General features: G+C 61.3%; 19 protein-coding genes. 9 read left to right on the forward strand and 10 right to left on the reverse strand.

The genetic code is table 11. The features are described 5' to 3' along the window. Positions 1–78: 78 nt before the first annotated feature. Positions 79–1281, reverse strand: coding sequence for an AAA family ATPase (locus AC1MBU_RS04850; protein WP_479788995.1), 1203 nt, complete (start codon positions 1279–1281; stop codon positions 79–81). A gap of 594 nt (positions 1282–1875) precedes the next feature. Here AC1MBU_RS04850 and AC1MBU_RS04855 point away from each other — a divergent pair. The 3 genes from AC1MBU_RS04855 to AC1MBU_RS04865 all read left to right on the forward strand — a co-directional run bounded on the left by AC1MBU_RS04855 (position 1876) and on the right by AC1MBU_RS04865 (position 3690). Next, positions 1876–2310: a hypothetical protein gene (locus AC1MBU_RS04855; RefSeq protein WP_479788997.1), complete on the forward strand. Its 435-nt coding sequence runs from the start codon at positions 1876–1878 to the stop codon at positions 2308–2310. A 132-nt stretch (positions 2311–2442) separates the two neighbouring features. After that, positions 2443–2964 carry a hypothetical protein gene (locus AC1MBU_RS04860; RefSeq protein WP_479788999.1) on the forward strand — a complete coding sequence of 174 codons (522 nt, stop codon included), beginning with the start codon at positions 2443–2445 and terminating at the stop codon, positions 2962–2964. 540 nt (positions 2965–3504) lie between these two features. Next, complete coding sequence (locus tag AC1MBU_RS04865; protein ID WP_479789000.1) at positions 3505–3690, forward strand: hypothetical protein; 186 nt, start codon at positions 3505–3507, stop codon at positions 3688–3690. Positions 3691–3737: 47 nt separating this feature from the next. On the opposite strand, the gene AC1MBU_RS04870 is transcribed toward AC1MBU_RS04865, so the two are convergent. Further along, a complete protein-coding gene (locus AC1MBU_RS04870; protein ID WP_479789002.1) occupies positions 3738–4211 on the reverse strand; it encodes a hypothetical protein in 474 nt (157 codons plus the stop codon). Between the two features lie 183 nt (positions 4212–4394). On the opposite strand from AC1MBU_RS04870, the gene AC1MBU_RS04875 reads away from it, so the two are divergent. The 5 genes from AC1MBU_RS04875 to AC1MBU_RS04895 all read left to right on the forward strand — a co-directional run bounded on the left by AC1MBU_RS04875 (position 4395) and on the right by AC1MBU_RS04895 (position 7470). Then, positions 4395–4703, forward strand: coding sequence for a helix-turn-helix transcriptional regulator (locus AC1MBU_RS04875; protein ID WP_479789004.1), 309 nt, complete (start codon positions 4395–4397; stop codon positions 4701–4703). Then, positions 4700–5512: an ImmA/IrrE family metallo-endopeptidase gene (locus AC1MBU_RS04880; protein ID WP_479789006.1), complete on the forward strand. Its 813-nt coding sequence runs from the start codon at positions 4700–4702 to the stop codon at positions 5510–5512. The genes AC1MBU_RS04875 and AC1MBU_RS04880 overlap by 4 nt, the downstream gene beginning before the upstream one ends. Before the next feature lie 89 nt (positions 5513–5601). Further along, complete coding sequence (locus AC1MBU_RS04885) at positions 5602–6150, forward strand: PIN domain-containing protein (protein WP_479789008.1); 549 nt, start codon at positions 5602–5604, stop codon at positions 6148–6150. 132 nt (positions 6151–6282) lie between these two features. Next, a complete protein-coding gene (locus AC1MBU_RS04890) occupies positions 6283–6987 on the forward strand; it encodes a recombinase family protein (RefSeq protein ID WP_479789010.1) in 705 nt (234 codons plus the stop codon). A gap of 183 nt (positions 6988–7170) precedes the next feature. Continuing rightward, positions 7171–7470, forward strand: a complete 300-nt coding sequence (locus tag AC1MBU_RS04895; protein ID WP_479789012.1) for a hypothetical protein — start codon at positions 7171–7173, stop codon at positions 7468–7470. Between the two features lie 136 nt (positions 7471–7606). On the opposite strand, the gene AC1MBU_RS04900 is transcribed toward AC1MBU_RS04895, so the two are convergent. The 3 genes from AC1MBU_RS04900 to AC1MBU_RS04910 all read right to left on the reverse strand — a co-directional run bounded on the left by AC1MBU_RS04900 (position 7607) and on the right by AC1MBU_RS04910 (position 12275). After that, positions 7607–8161, reverse strand: a complete 555-nt coding sequence (locus AC1MBU_RS04900) for an ATPase, T2SS/T4P/T4SS family (RefSeq protein ID WP_479789014.1) — start codon at positions 8159–8161, stop codon at positions 7607–7609. 1700 nt (positions 8162–9861) lie between these two features. Further along, positions 9862–10869: a DNA methyltransferase gene (locus AC1MBU_RS04905; RefSeq protein WP_479789718.1), complete on the reverse strand. Its 1008-nt coding sequence runs from the start codon at positions 10867–10869 to the stop codon at positions 9862–9864. A gap of 464 nt (positions 10870–11333) precedes the next feature. Continuing rightward, a complete protein-coding gene (locus AC1MBU_RS04910; RefSeq protein ID WP_346028729.1) occupies positions 11334–12275 on the reverse strand; it encodes an HNH endonuclease in 942 nt (313 codons plus the stop codon). A 173-nt stretch (positions 12276–12448) separates the two neighbouring features. On the opposite strand from AC1MBU_RS04910, the gene AC1MBU_RS04915 reads away from it, so the two are divergent. Continuing rightward, entirely contained in the window at positions 12449–12604 is a 156-nt protein-coding gene (locus AC1MBU_RS04915) for a hypothetical protein (protein WP_471672878.1), read from the forward strand. A 63-nt stretch (positions 12605–12667) separates the two neighbouring features. Here AC1MBU_RS04915 and AC1MBU_RS04920 read toward each other — a convergent pair whose 3' ends face one another. The 5 genes from AC1MBU_RS04920 to AC1MBU_RS04940 all read right to left on the reverse strand — a co-directional run bounded on the left by AC1MBU_RS04920 (position 12668) and on the right by AC1MBU_RS04940 (position 15230). Next, positions 12668–13267 (reverse strand): uracil-DNA glycosylase family protein, encoded by a 600-nt coding sequence (locus AC1MBU_RS04920; protein ID WP_277359111.1) that lies wholly within the window; start codon positions 13265–13267, stop codon positions 12668–12670. A gap of 120 nt (positions 13268–13387) precedes the next feature. After that, positions 13388–13699: a hypothetical protein gene (locus AC1MBU_RS04925; RefSeq protein WP_277359112.1), complete on the reverse strand. Its 312-nt coding sequence runs from the start codon at positions 13697–13699 to the stop codon at positions 13388–13390. Between the two features lie 59 nt (positions 13700–13758). Further along, complete coding sequence (locus AC1MBU_RS04930; protein WP_479789018.1) at positions 13759–14238, reverse strand: hypothetical protein; 480 nt, start codon at positions 14236–14238, stop codon at positions 13759–13761. Positions 14239–14365: 127 nt separating this feature from the next. Beyond that, on the reverse strand, positions 14366–14812 hold the full coding sequence (locus AC1MBU_RS04935; protein WP_056549972.1) for a hypothetical protein: 447 nt from the start codon (positions 14810–14812) through the stop codon (positions 14366–14368). Between the two features lie 76 nt (positions 14813–14888). Further along, complete coding sequence (locus AC1MBU_RS04940) at positions 14889–15230, reverse strand: hypothetical protein (RefSeq protein ID WP_471672880.1); 342 nt, start codon at positions 15228–15230, stop codon at positions 14889–14891. Between the last annotated feature and the right edge of the window lie 34 nt (positions 15231–15264).

Below are 15264 nucleotides of genomic sequence, written 5' to 3' on the forward strand. Positions count from 1 at the left end.
TGAGCCCGAGCCGGGCTTCCTTTTCGTCGATCTCGGTCGTCATGAGAGCCTGTTCCCAAGCACCGTCATGGACCCATGTCATGTGAGACATTGCTCGACTCGCCATGACGCAGAGGCGGCCTGGGGAGAGCTGGTGGGCTCCTGCCGAGGTGTAGCCGACGAACGGGTCGAGGGCGACGACGGCGTGCCACTGGCCGCCCTGAGGCTGTCTGCGGTGTCCGCGACGATGCCTTCGATGCCGAACTTGTCGCGCAGGATTGCCTGGATGGCGGTTCGCTGGGCGTTGTGGGCGACGACGATGGAGATGTCCGTGGTTTCCAGCGGTCGGCGGATCAGCTCCCCACTGTCGCGTGCTGTTTCGACCATCTCGGTGCCGACCAGGTTGGCGGCGTACCGGGCGACGGTGAGCATGGTGTCCATGTGCTGGTGGGTGGGCGCAACAGGGATCTGCAGCGGAACAATCTCGGAGACCCGGTTGCCGTGCTCATCGGTCAGGTAGCGGTCGGGCCGGGAGGAAGTGAACGGGAAGTTGTACAGCGGTGCGATGGCATCCACTGTTTCCTGGCCGAGCCGGTAGGTGGTGTCGAGGCGGTGCACGACGGCGCCGGTCTTCTGGACGAACACCTCAGGGGCGCGCATGTGGGGTGCCTGGTCCTTGCCGCGGAACGCTGAGACGTCAGCGGTAACGACCGGACCGATCTGTCCGGGGTCTCCCACCATCAGGATCTGGTCGGCGTTATCGGCTGCCGCGGATACATCGGCGAAGGTTGCATGGTAGGCCTCATCGACGATCATGAGGTCGCAGACGGGGCGGCTGGAGGTCTTGCAGGAGGCGATCCTGCGCACCACCGGGATGCGGGCATTGGCACTCGTACCGCCCTTGGCGACACCGGGCGGCGGGTTCATTCCGTTGACGTTCAGGGCGACCTGGGGCTGCCCGTTCTTGTCGGGTCCGAGGACCTGGGCGATGCGCTCGGCCATGTCGTAGGCACCCCGGCGGGTGGGGCACGCGATGACCATCTTGAGGTCGGAACGCTCCCACAGGTAGGCCACCAACTCGGACACCGTGGTCGTCTTGCCGGCCCCGGGAGGGGAGTCGACGATGGTGATGGGCTCACCGCTCCACACACTGTAGAGGGCCTTCGCGAGGGTCGATCCCGCGACCAGGTTGCGCCCCTCAGGGACTGCCGGTGCGGGTGTTTCAACAGGTGCTGAACCTGCGTCAGGAAGTTCAATGCCGAGGTCGCCAAGGTCTATGCCGATGCTTGTCATGGCAATCATGTGTGCGGGGAAGACCGAAAACCTACCCGCGAAGCACCCTCCGACGGTTCGATCGAGAGGACGTCGAACTCGAACCGGCGTCAAAAATCGGTCCCAAAGTTGCTCCGATCGACCGCATACCGTTTTTCGGCCATCCGCCGATGGGCCGTGTTTTGACGTCGAAACACCTGAAAACGGGGTTTTTGGGCTGATTTGTCCGACCGTGTCCGACCGCCGGCCACCAAAAACGGCGTCGTGGTCGGACAGCATAATGCCTAGTCAGACGCCCTTTTTGGGTCGAAAAACGGCCGTGTCCGACCAGACCGCGAGGAAAACAGGACACTTAAGAGAGGAAGGGTATATATACCTCTGAGGAGGGGGAGCTCCTATCTATGGGTCCCTTATGTGTAGAGGTAGTTAACTTAAGTCGGACTGGTCGGACAGATAGTTATATACCCCCTTTTGGCCAGTAACGGCGCGGAAGTTGCTGTCCGACCACCTGGTCGGACAGTGGTCGGACAGGTCGGACACGCCCTCAGCAGGGGATCCGCGGCAGTATCCCGGCGTTGAATCGGCCCGGTGAGCTTGCTGGCTGGCGCCGTACACATAACCCATATGACAGCCCCAACCTCTCCCAAAGAACTCCTCCACGCCTACCGGGCCGACGCCCGACGTACGGCGTCCCAGAACAACAAGCCCCAGAGCCGTTCGGATTTCCCCGGTCTGGTCCTCACCCCGACCGGCATGATTTACACCCGCGGCAAAGGCATCTACTACCACCCCACCGGCAAGGCACCCGAAGACCTGACGGCCGAGATCCGGCCATACTTCGGGGGAGGAGACCTGAAGTTCTTCCCCACAATTGCCGGCACCTTGGCCACCTTCTCCACGATGGCTGCCCTTCTCTGGTTGACTGTGGCTCTTGCCGGGCACGTCTTCGTCATGGCGGCCCTCCGGATCGGTGGCAGGCCACAGCGGAACGTAGCTGCCGTCGTCCTGGTCGTGTCTATCATCGCCACCGGCGCGTTCTACGCCTCAACCGGCCCCTGAGCCAAAACTTATTCAACTTTTCGTCCAATTTTTGCGCGCAGCCGCACATCTATACGTGAGCCCAAGAGAAAAGGCGCATGGAGGCATCCTGGCGCCGGCTGCAGCTGCACTAACCTCACAGATTGGACGACCATGCATAGCTTCATCACCAGCATCAAGGCAGCCCGCCGCGAAGCATCCAAGCGTTTCAAGAACCGCACCGCCGGCGAGAGCGGCGCCTTCGACATTGCGTCTATCATTATCGGCGTCGTGCTCCTGGGCATCCTGGTTGGCGGCATCATCGCCTCCACCTCGGGCCTCGTTCCCTGGGCCCAGGACAAGGCAGCCAAGCAGGACCTGTCCGCGATCGTCACCGCCCAGCAGGTCTACAAGGCCCAGTCCACCGACCGTGGCTGGGAGACCGTCGCCTCCTACGGCACGCTGACCAAACTGACCACAGCGCCGGCGAACCTGCTCTCTCCTGAACTCGCCGCGGACGCAACCTTCGCAGCCGATGCGACGGCAACGAAGTACTGGGCCGTCAAGAAGGGTGGATCCGGCATCTGGTTCGGTGTGAACGATGTGAAGACCACGCCGGTACCCATGGCCACCCAGCCGGCCGCAGCAGACACCGCCGCAGCAGCGCTGACCGCATACAAGACCGCCAACCCGTAAGCACCACTGGGTTAGCGAAGGGCCTTCCGGTAAATCCCGGCGGCCCTTCCTTTATTTCCTCGACACCGCATCGACGGCGTTTCGCTCTTGCGAATGAAGCGGGCACGGGAGCACCATTGCTTCACCGCTTATCGGAGGTTCGCGATGACGACGCCATATGTTCCTCCCCCGCGCGAAATCCATATCCCGCCGTGGCTCAGCGAACAGTGGGAGAACCCGATACTTCCACAGCCGCCGCCACCCCCGCCGATAACGGCTGCTGACCTAGCCGAAGCGGCAGCGAACCGGGACACCGCGAGGACAAATTGGCAGCCCACACCGACGGTCCCGGTGTCGCAGGGGTCAACACAGTCAGCGCCCACCCGGCAGCCCGGCCCATGGCGAAACCTGCCAGCGACCGCAAGGCCAGAGGTGCCAAAGCCCTCGAAGGACTTCACCCTCAAAGGGCTGAGAATCGCATGGGATGGCGCGAAGTGGGTCGCCAAGAATAATCCATGGGTCAGGGGCGCCTGGTACGCCTTGGAAGCGTACGACGCGATTATGACCGCCACAGACCTGGCGAAGTGGGCTGCTGGGATCAATCCGTCCTACAAACCGCCGCCACGAGTCGACACCGGATACGAGTTCAGCGGCGGAAATATGGGCATGACCTACAAGCACTTCGATGGCTCCTGGCAGAGGTTCCCGCCGCCCGGTTACGACAGGTTCGGCGCCCTCATGAAGTAAAAGCGTGCCCGCCATAGAGCTGCCGGCTGAAACCGTGCTCCCCAAGGCTAGTTGGAGGAGGCAGCTGTTTCCGGATGCACGTCGCACCTGATCTGAAGTGACGTCCTGTCTACTGCGCCAGCGTCCATCAGCCCGAGGGTCGCAGGGTTGGCTTTCCCGGCCGTGATCCACTCCTCGGCCGTCGCGCACTCGTTCAGCGGCGGTACCTCCAACGCATCCGCTTCGTCGTCGATGAAGTCCCCACGCTCGTACAGCTTGTCGTAACCGACTCGCATGGCCTCGAATGCTTGCTCGCATTCAGGAGAAACGGCCGCCGCCACCGGGGCACTCGGGGTCGGGTTGGGTTCTGAGGCATGTTGGATGTTGCCTATGACGATGACCGTCAGGAGCGACAGCATTGCCAGGGTGACCAGCCGGAAGGCCAGCTTCCTCCTGGCCGCTTCTTTCTCATCGTCGAAGAGCTGCGGCTTCGGCAGCTGGATTGGCCGTCTGCTGTGCTTCCCCACGTGGAACGCCCCCATTCATATCCATCGTTCCGTGCGCCAATCTTCGCAGGTTCCGACGATTCAGTAGTGTTTCAGTCCATCCGCTCCATGGTGCGTCCCTCATATGCGAAACACAGTGCGCTGGGGTAAGATTGAATCACCAACCACGAGAAATGATTCAGGCGGGTTACTGCAATGACTGCTGCCATTCACGAACGAATGACCAGGCTCCGAGAACGAGCCAATTTATCCCAAAGGGAGCTGGCCGCCTCCACGGGAATCTCACAGGCGACACTGTCGAGGATTGAAGCTGGGACACGCGAGCCACGACTGGACGAGGTGCTTATCGTCGCCTCCACCCTGGGGGTAAGTCCGGAGGTAATCCTTGAGGAGGACCCACTAGAGGATCGGGTCCTTGTGGCCCACCGAGCCGGCCGTCACGACGTGGACACCAGCGGAGTGCGGAACAAACTGCTGTCCTTCCTTGAGATGGACGACTACCTGAACCTGCACGGCATTACCGCATGACGGTGTCCCCACTCGAGCAATCAGCCTGCGACAGGGCGTCATCAATCCGGAGCCAAAGCGGATATGGTGCCACAGCCCCGATCGGCAAAGTACAGGACCTGATTGAGGAGGTCTGCCCTACGGCGCTTGTCGCAGTGCTGGACATGCCCCCCGGCTTGGATGGGATGGTGCTCAAGGACCCGAAATCCGGCCGGGTTGTGGTGGGAATCGCCACCACCAGCGTTCCTGAGAGGCAACGGTCCTCCCTCGCGCACGAGCTGGGCCACATCGTGTTCGAGGATTACAAGAACGGGAGCGTCGATGATTGTTCAGCGCGCACCCCGGAGGAGCGCCGGGCAGACATGTTCGCTCGGCATCTCCTCGCCCCGCTCCATGGCGTAAGCGAGCTCCTTAAAGATCATGGGGTCCCCGCACGCAGAGCAGAGAAGCACGACCTGGCCCTGGTCGCCCGGCACTTTGGAGTTTCTCCCGATGTAGCCCGATTTCAAATGGAAAGGCTGGGCCTGATTGCGGAGAAGGAGAGCGCCGCTTGGGCTCGTCTGAGCGGCAGTGGATTGGCCGCCGCATACGGGCACCTGAATGACTATCGTGCCGATGCTGCACGTTCGGGCGTGCCCGTCCCTCCACAGAACCTCGTCGAGCGAGCTACACGCGCCTACGTGAAGAATGCCCTCAGCATTGAAGCACTGGCGAGACTGAGCGAAGTGAGCGCTGACGAACTACGGAGTGCATTCGCCGCCGATGAGACCATCCCGGAGGAAGTACCGGAGCTAACGGTGAGCGACGACGAATTCTTCGGTCCCGCATAGTACCTGAATCCACAGAAGCACCTCCGCCGAAGTCCCTCCTGGATGCCGGCCCATGCATCACGTTCTGCGCAGTCAACAAGGAGTCCTTGTTGCATGACGTACTGGCCACCCAGTACTCCCTCCTGACACCCGACGTTGTCGATGACGAGATCATGCGCAAAAAGGGTCGGGGATTCGAATCTGTCGCCGCTGGATGGAAACGGCTTGTCGACCACGATCGGGTAATCGTCCTACCCTCGCTAGCCAAAGACGCTGACCTTGCAAAAGAAGTGCGGCGTCTATCCGGGATGCCTCTCACTGAGCGGCTGAAGCACCCGAAGGACTTGGGCGAGCTGTTGGCGATTGCCCACGGATGCCTAATGAAGTCCCGCGGGGAGGATGTCATCCTCTTGATTGACGACAGCGACGGCACGAAGCTCGCTCGGATCAACGGAATTAGAACCATCTCCACACAGCAAGTCCTCAAATGGGCGATCATGATGGGGCTGTTCCAAGATCGGGGCGAGCTCAAGTCTCTTTATGCCCGAATGCGGCCACTCGATCAATCCCTGGTCCCCATAGAGCAGACTGAACTTCTCAAGAAGGACTTCTGGGCTAAAGGTCGAGAAGCGCGCGAGAACCAGTCTCGCAAACTCTAGCTTGAGAGATCGCGCCTACTTCCGCGCCAATACTGTCATCGGGGGCTGATATATGTCTCAGTAACCCTGTCTCAGGCTTTTATCCAGAAAGTCCTTAAGGAGACATGAGACGTTCGTTGTGAGGAGTTCGCCATGAAACTCGGGTACGCGCGGGTGAGCACCACAGACCAGCATGCCGAGATGCAGATCGAGGCTTTGGTCGAAGCGGGGGTCGCCCGGAACAGGATTTTCGTCGATGAAATGTCGGGGGCGAAATCTGCCCGTGACCGCCCCCAGATGAAAGCCCTTTTGGAGTATGCCAGGGAGGGGGACGAAATCCTGGTTTGGCGTATCGATCGTCTTGGCCGCAGCCTCGTCGACGTCGTCAACACGGTCAACGAGATGACCGAAAATGGCATCCTGCTGCGCTCAATTGTCGACGGCGTAGATCCGAGTTCGGCGCAGGGCCGCCTCCAGTTGCATCTGTTCGCGACGCTGGCCGAGTACGAGCGGGAGCTGATCAATGAGCGGGTCCGCGCGGGCGTGATGGCGGCCCAGGCACGCGGGGTCCAGTTCGGCCGGCCGGCGCCGAAGCCGGATTCCATCGAGCGAAAGCTCCGGATGCTCCGCCAGTCCCTCGCCGACGGCGACACTATGGTCGACGCCGCAGAGGCTGTCGGCTGGTCACGGGCCACCGCCTACCGTTACCTGAAGCAGTTCGGCGCTGAGAAAGACCCGAAGCAGGCTGTCGTGGAGTACAAGCGTGGAAGGTCCCGGTACGGGAAGAAGACGAGGCTGCCCGCTCGAAAGGACGCTAAGCGTCATCCGGCGCATGAGAGCAAGACTCCCACGCCCTGAAACTGGTCTTGTGATTGTGATCCGATCCGATTGATTCAGAACACCGCCTGTCCTACGTTTAGCAGCACAGCACACAGGGGGTGTGCACAGACAAGAGATTCCTGTCTCCGCCTCCGTGGCACCTACTACACGACGGCCTGGGCAGATGCCAACGTCTGCGGCCTCTTCTAAGGAGTTCACGCCATGACTGATGTGATTTCGCCGGCTGACGTTTCACAGAAGAGCCGTGTGGGCCTGGCTATCTGGTTCATTGTCACGCTCGTTGCACTCGTCGGCATCTTCCTGTTGCCACTCGCGGGCGCCGTGATCGCAGGGCTGGCTGTCGTGTGGACCTGGGTGATGCGATTCAGCGACAGACGCTACACCGGCCTGCGGTGGTTAGCACTGGTGGTGCTCCTGGCGAACCTCGCATCGCTGTTCTTGGCAACGCCGTTCACCGCAGAACTCGGACCCGTGGAAGTCACGGAGATCACTTCCGACTGAACACCTGAAGCTGCTGCCGTGATGACACACAAGAGGCCGCCCAGCCGGGCGGTCTCTTGTGTGTTCGGCGGGACCTCGTATCCAATGATGAACCCGTGACAAATTGGAGTTCTGAAGACTTCACAACGGGCTTGACCTAGATGACGCGACGGCCAGCTGCCTTCTGCCGGTCGAAGCTGCCCTGCTTGATCTCGGCGTTGCGGGCGACCGATTCGTTGACGAGCCCGTCGTGGTACAGGTTGGCGAGGCTGACCTCGAACGGGATGGATCCCGTCTCCTTGTTGTTCAGCTGACCCTGGATGCTGCCCAGCTCGTTGGTGCGGATCGCGTTCGAGATGGCGGGGTTCACCAGCATAAGCTCGGTGGCCAGGGCACGGCCCGCGCCGCCCTTTTTGGGGAGCAGCTTCTGGTAGACGACCGCCTTCAGCGACCGGGACAGCTGGGAGCGGACGTCGGCGACGCGGGCGGCTTCGATGGAGTCCAGGATGCGGGTGGGCGCGTCCGCCGTGGACTCACAGTGGATGGTGGAGAAAACGGTGTGCCCGGAGGTAGCTGCACTGATGGCGGCGCGCATCGTCTCCGAGTCGCGCATCTCACCGACCAGGATGATGTCCGGTGCCTCACGCATGGCGTCCTCGATACCGGTGGGGAAGTCTTTGACGTCGGTGCCGACCTCGCGCTGGATGACCATGGATCTGGTGTGCGGGTGCCGGAATTCCCACGCGACCGGACGTGTAGTCCTTAACTTTCAGGTTAGGCCTAGGCGCCGCATCGACTGCTTCATACGTAGATACTCCTCGCATCACGCTAGTAATGTGTGCGACATGGATTTGGGCGAGTGGAGCGAAGAGCTGGCATACGCCTTCGACAGTGGCCCGGGTTCGCAGTCACTGCTCACCCTAGCCAGTTGCTCGTCAGCCGAGTGCAGTAGCGCAGTTATAGAGACGGCTCGAGGCCTCGTCGATCAAGCGCGGTGGTCACTCTTGGAATGCTCCGCCTCGGATGTACTGACGGACGGACCGAACCTTCGTCAAGTGCTGCAGCGGCAGGCTAGCTTCCTGATCCTTCGAGATGTCAAGATCCCTTTGCCCAACACAGTCCCGTTGATCGTGACCGCACATCAGCACTTGGTCAGAGAGGGCATCGCGGCGGGTCTCCTCGTTGTCGGAACGCCGGCAGGAGTCCGCGCCCTACGAAGGCATCCGGCACTGGGCTTTCTGAGCCGTGCAGAGAGTCTCCTCGAAGGCGGCAATGGAGCGACGCGGGGATAACACCGCAAAATAGGCGTCGATGTTCTGGCTAAGGAAGGCATTTGGATGACCCAAATCATGCTTCGCGATGGCGAAGACGCATGGCGGCGACCCACCATCGAATGTTTCATGAACGAGTACGAGCTCCGGGACATCCTGGCCGCAAGTCCCGAGCTTGTCCCGGGTGTCAGCGCGGCGGCAAAGACCTGTACGGAGTTTCGTACTGCAAGTGGCCCAGCAGATCTCGTGATCGTCGACGACGATGGCACGATCACGCTCGTCGAATGCAAGCTAACCTCCAATTCTCAAGTGAAGCGCGCGGTCGTTGGGCAGATCTTGGCCTATTCGGCGGCGCTATGGGGGAAAAGCGTGGACCGATTCGACGAGGCATGGAGGATGCGGACTGGGGCATCCTTATTGCGGGACGATGGCTCTGGGCCGAAACGTGACGTCTTGGCACGGAACCTCGCGGAGGGCCTATTTCGTATGGTCATCGCGGGGGACGGAATCGGTCAGCAGTCGCACAGGATCGCGGAGTACTTGAACGCTAGTTTTGGCCGGAGGGACGCGGCGATTGCTGTCGACTATGTTCGCATAGTGGAAGGCCCGCTTCAGATAGTGATTCCGCGAGCCTGCGTGCGGGAAGATTCAGGAACCCGCCAAGCATCGATCAGTGATCTGGCCGGCATGCATGGGAGCGCAGACAGTCGACAGTCTAGGGAAACATTACAGAGGACCGTTCGCTCGTTCTTGGCTGAAGGGTACAGCGACAGGGCGACGGCTAGATTAGCGGGCACTTCGAAATCGACAGTCGGGCGAATAAGGCAGCAGACGCCGGATGAAGGACGCGCGGATCATCGACCGCAGGAAACTAGCGTTTCGATCAGTGTCGCGGAACCCCCCCCGAAATAGACGGAACTACTTCGCTGTACTCCGATTAGAGTGAGAGCGCTCCGGAGACTCGAGGTTCGCCACGGAGCAACCGCAACGCGACGTGCTCGGCTCCACAAGCGCTTGATGTTTGCTGAACCTTCACGCCCGGGCCCCCGTGCTAGGAGTCGACCGAAGATCCTGAGCCGACAAAAACCAGGGCGTTCTCGTTCAACGCCCCTTCAGGAGGTCGACTACCAGCGTGCCTGCCCTATGCGCTTGCAATTCGTGGGTGGATGAACTTGCGGATGGTGCTCATCTGCTCCTCAATGAGCACATACTTTCTGTCGGTATGCCGTGCAGCGACCGCAGTCGTCCCGGAGCCGCCGAAGGGGTCCAACACTGCATCGCCCGGTTCTGTGGCCACCTCGAGGATTCTTGCAATAAGCCCGACAGGTTTGGCGTACGGAAATGGCTCGATGCCAGCGAGCTGCTGCTCCTTGTATGCGTCCTCATTCGTGGGCATTTTGTCGTCCATACGCCATGACCAGATATTCGACACCGCCTTTGGTTTTCCCCCGACCGCTAGGTAGGAAGGCCGAAAAGGTACGCGCGGTACGAGAAATTGCGCGCCGTCTTCCAACATCATCTGCAATGTCGCTTGGCTGTACCTGCTCGGAAGACGTAGCACCAGTGGCGTGGTGTTGCGGCCTTCTTGGATTACAACGTCCTCGATGAGTGCTGCATTGATGCCAGGCGTCGAGTGGTCGCCGGCGAGATATGGGCCGTCCGGGCAGTTGAACCGTACCGCGCCCGGCGGGAACCTCAAGTGTGTGATCGGGTTTCCTCGATGCGCCACCGGCACACGCTTCCCGGCCTCAGTGGTTCCCGCGGTGAACTGCCGCAACTTGCTGGGGTCCTTGGCGTAGACGAGGAGGAAATCGGTCGTATTCGCCATCGGCTGGTTCGGCAAGTAACTGGGGCGGCGAGTCCTTTCCCAAGAGATAGTTCCAATGAACCGGTCGTGCCCTAGGGCCGCATCGCACGCACCTTGCGCAATGCCTAGTTGGCGACTGCTGACGTGCACCCAGAAACTTCCATCAGACGCAAGCAGAGGCACCACACCCTCGGCAACATCGCGGATGAGCGCGGTCCACTCCGCCGGAGCCCACTGGTCCCGAAAAGGTCCGCGATCGGCCCGCCCCGTATTGAAAGGCGGATCCGCATACGCCAGCCGGAACCCCTCGGCGTACCCCTCGGCGGCCAGTTCCGGAAGCATCCTCCGGGCATCCCCATGTATCACCCGATTGACAAGCACTGCCCCATTATTCCCTCAGCGGGAAGAGTTTTAGAACTTTCGGACATGGGTTTCGGAAGCGAGGAAGGAACTCTACTCATTCGCTTCGTCTCAACAGATGCGCTAGCACATCGGCGGGACTGCGGTAGGGCGGGTGACCAGGAGCGCCAGGCCGAGCCCGGCAAAATAAATGCCGAGACGACGTTGCTGGCGAGCAGTCGACGTTTATGTGGACGTTTATCGGGGAATCCCAGGGAATCGAGGGGATTCACAAGGTAAAGTGTCAGCACTATCAACACTGTTTTCCCTAGTCAGTGGGCGAAATCGGGTCCTGACAGGAACCAGCGGGAACCGCGAACATGTAGAGCGGGGGTCGTCGGTTCGAATCCGACAGGGGGCTCCACCAGCTCAGCCGGAACTCAGAGCAACCTGGACAAAACGGTGCATTATTCCGCTCTATTGTGTCCGGACTGCTCGACATACTGTCCGGTTTGCTCCCCAGAGATCGAGATACTTCCGCTAATCGCTCGTGCATCGTTCTGTGCTTGCTCCTGTTCCGCGGTGACTATGATTCCCGGCAGATGGCCGGCCGCTGCAACCATTGCGCGCAGTTCAGCGACGGTATACGGGGTGGGGACCCTGCGGTGCGCCATGTAGTGGCAGTTCGGGCAAAGGGGTACGAGGTCGATGATCGGGTCGATCTCATAATCTGGCCGAAGACCTGCAGCAGGCACTGTGTGATGGACATGGCTGAAACCTGCGCCCGGCGGCCCATACGTAGCCTCGAAGTCAAAGCCGCACGCGTGACAGCTGGACCCGAGATGAGCAATCGCTACCGCTTTTGCCTCGGGATCGCGTTCATGCCGGTTGACGGGTATCCGCTGCAGCGCGTGCTCCGGGTAGGAGCCGGGGACTGGATCCACGGTGTCTGCGTGTTGACATACGCTGTCCACCACATGGCCGGACCAGGCGTCTCTCACTGCCGACTCGGTGTCCGGCGGGATGTGCCAGAACGAATCAGCAGCGGCGTCCCAGTCAATTTCCGGGGCACGAACCGCGAGCTCATCGGTGTGCAACTGTTCCCCTTCCGGCAGCAGGAGGTCGAATTGAACTGTGACAGACAGCCGACTGCCCGAGGCCTCCGGATCGAGGTACGTGACCGCAATCGGTTCACCCACCGTGACGCCATGCCCAATCAGACCCCGCCTGTTGGGCCCCGTTCCCTGTACGAGCAACCAGACCTCAGTTCCGGTGGGAAGCATCATTCCGTCATTGAGAAACCACTGTTCCAGATGCCCGCCGGAGTTCCGCACCTCGGCGACAGCTGATGCATAAGGTCCGCTCCAGTGACTCGTGTCCGGGTTCCACCCCAAAAGTACCGCTGCCATGGGATCAGTGTGTCACTACGGACTCGCACGGGTACGGGTGCCGATGGTTACTGAAAGGTAATCTCAAGACCCGTGCAAGTTACTCTCATGACTTGATGGAAGCCCTTGACGCTTGAAGTGTCTGCGGCAGATGCTGAGATTACGCAGTGCAAAAGGACTCATCGGGGGCGGATATGGGAACCATCAAGTGCAAGACGTGTCCAGGAACGTGGACCGTAACAACAACCAAGGCTGAAACCGTGATCGCGCAGAATCACGTTTATCTGAATCCAGGCCACCGGACAGCTACCGTGTGGAAGGACCAGCACGAAGAGGTCAAGCCTTCCTAGCGCTTCCCAGCGGGCTACGTACGGTTGAGCGCGTGCCGTATTCCGTTGGAACCAGAGCGCCAGTCAGCCCACGAGGCGCTTGGCGCGCTCGACGGCCTTACGCAGCTCATCCTGTTTGGTCTTGCGGGACAGGGACTGGGGACCTACGCCGGGAGCTTTGATGACGGTGACGCGGGGGACGCGATCCTGCAGGTGCTTGTCCCAGGTCTGCTGCACGGCATCGCTGCAGAGCAGCACCACCTCGAGTCGCGGCAGGAGGCGCAGGACCGAACCCAACGCCTTGGCGCCGGCCGTGCGGTTGTCGGCATTGGGATTCGACACGAGGAACGGGACCATGTTCCACATCAGGACGCCTTCATGCAGGCCGGCTGAATCGCGTTCTATCCAGCAGCGCTCAGCGGCGCTGTCCGGGTTGTCGACGGATACAAAACCGGTGCCGCTTTCGGAGAGCACTTCCTCCTGTGGGCGGTCCAGCACGAAAAGCACGCGGGCCTGATCTCCCGCGTCTGCCGGGTCAAAGTGCGGTACAGGGGTTGACCTGGTGGCCGTGTAGCTGGCTCGCCACTGCTCCAGGCTTTGAATGTGCGGGGCGGTTGCCAGCATGGATCGGCGGTTCTCGAGAACCGCATCGTCGGCCAGGGCTTGCGGATGATCGAGGTACATATCTCCACTGTATCCGCGCTCAGCCACTTCGTATGCGTCGGGTTCTCCAGATCCATCCGCTCGACCGGATCTGCCCGGAGTGGGTGTCCGGAAGATGGATGCAGTCCGCGAACGGGAAAATCAGGCGGCGCGGAGCCGGCTGACTGCGTGTCCCCAATCGCCGTGGTCTACGTCGATCGGCTCTCCGTCCTGGCCGAAGCACACGTCCACGGGTTCACCGAAGCCTTCACAGCTGTGGTCCGTGCACTGCTCCGTCAGGGTTCCCGCGTATTCGTTGGCGAACTCGCGCTCCCACTGATCGACCTGGCAGAGTGCCCACGCATCACCCTGATCGGCAAGCTCGCGGAGTTCGTCAATGGTGTATCTCCGCCCCCTCTCGGGGTGGCGAAGGTTACCTGTGAAAGTACTCGAAGGAGACGTTGAGATGTTCATGCGATCAAAATACGTCGTGCCTCTGACAATTTCGCGGGACCCGCTCGGCGAGTTACGGATCAATCAGGGTTCACCGGCTGCAGGGCCGATTGAACCGCCACCATGTTCTCCCCGTAGCTGGCGTCATAGGAATCCTGCAGCGTGCCGTCGTCATACACGACCGTGACAAACACGTAACCGTTCTCGATCCACGAGGTGAGTATCCTCTCGCCCGCCGTCTCGAGGAGGTCCTGTTGCACTGCTTCCAGCTCCGCGTGGTTTCCTGCGCCCGAATTCGCAGGTTCGGTACGCGGATCGATATTTGCGGGAGGGTCATAAAGCGCCAGCGGGGTCGGCGGACGTGTGAGAGTGAAGGTCTCGCCGTTCCAGGTTCCGTGCACGGCGTAGGTCCCCCAGGTCACACCCCCTGCTCTCTCCCACAGCTTCACCGCTTCCCAGTCCCAGCCGATGACTTCGGGGCCGGAACACTGCGGGGGATAGGACTCCATCACGGGTCCGAGGCACAGCATCGCGGGACCGTCTTCGTCCGAAATCACCATGCCCTGCCCAATCAGCTCCTGGGAAGCGGGGGAAGCGGCACTTCGCCGGGGCTCGCGCCGGGCGTTGCCACCGCGCCACAGCCGGTGAGCAAGAGCAGGCAGGCTGCCAGAATGATCGCCAAACCCCTCACCACACGGTCTCCAGATCCGCATGGACCGCTGCGAGGAGGCGCTCCCTGTCATCGAGAAGATCCACGGGCCGATCCCCGTGAAGCGAGCCGTTCGGTGCAACGAACCATTGCAGGATGTGGCGATCCTTCCAGCCGGCGTCGAGCCCGATCTGGGCTACTTCGGCGAGGATCGGACGCACTGTGTGCGCCGTTGAGTCGAACTGGAATCCGGGGTACAGGACACGACCGGCCTTCGTCGCGACGCCGAGGATCCTGCGTTCGGCTGCGAGGCACCCGGCGGGTGGCCAGTGTGGCCCCAGCAGCGCGTCAACGTCGGCGCCGCTCAGCAGCCCGAACTCCAACTCGATGGCAACCCACTTGGCGCAGGCCGCCCTCACGGAACGCGATACCGCGTCCTGGTAAGCAGTCGCCTCACGTACGACCCTGGCTGAGCCGCCTCTCATAGGGCAAAGTTACTGCTAGCGGGCAGTCAATAGAACAGTTGATGGACAATTGACACCTAAACGCGACATCACCGGCTTACGACGACGGCGCACACGCCTCATTCAGCGCTTCCACCGACTCTGCCGGAACCTGATCGCCGGCTGCAGCGATGTCGCGAAGCGGGCCGGTGATCTCGGCAGGAACACCCGCGGTCTCTGCGGCGTCAACCAATCCGCCGAGCAGTTCGCGATCTCCAGCGCTGACGTTCCCGTCGCTGACGAGTGAACACACCTGTGACTGGACTTCTTCTGCGGCGGCGCCGGCCACCTGCGATGCCGCATCACTGGCTATCTCACCGGCAGTTTCCTCAATTTGATTGCAGCCCACCAGCAGGGCGCCCAGAGGGATGAGCAGGGACAGTGCAGCGATTTTTTTCACGGTTCCAGTCTACGGGCACGGGCCCTGTAGGCCC

This window comes from Arthrobacter sp. PTI12 (assembly GCF_056679915.1).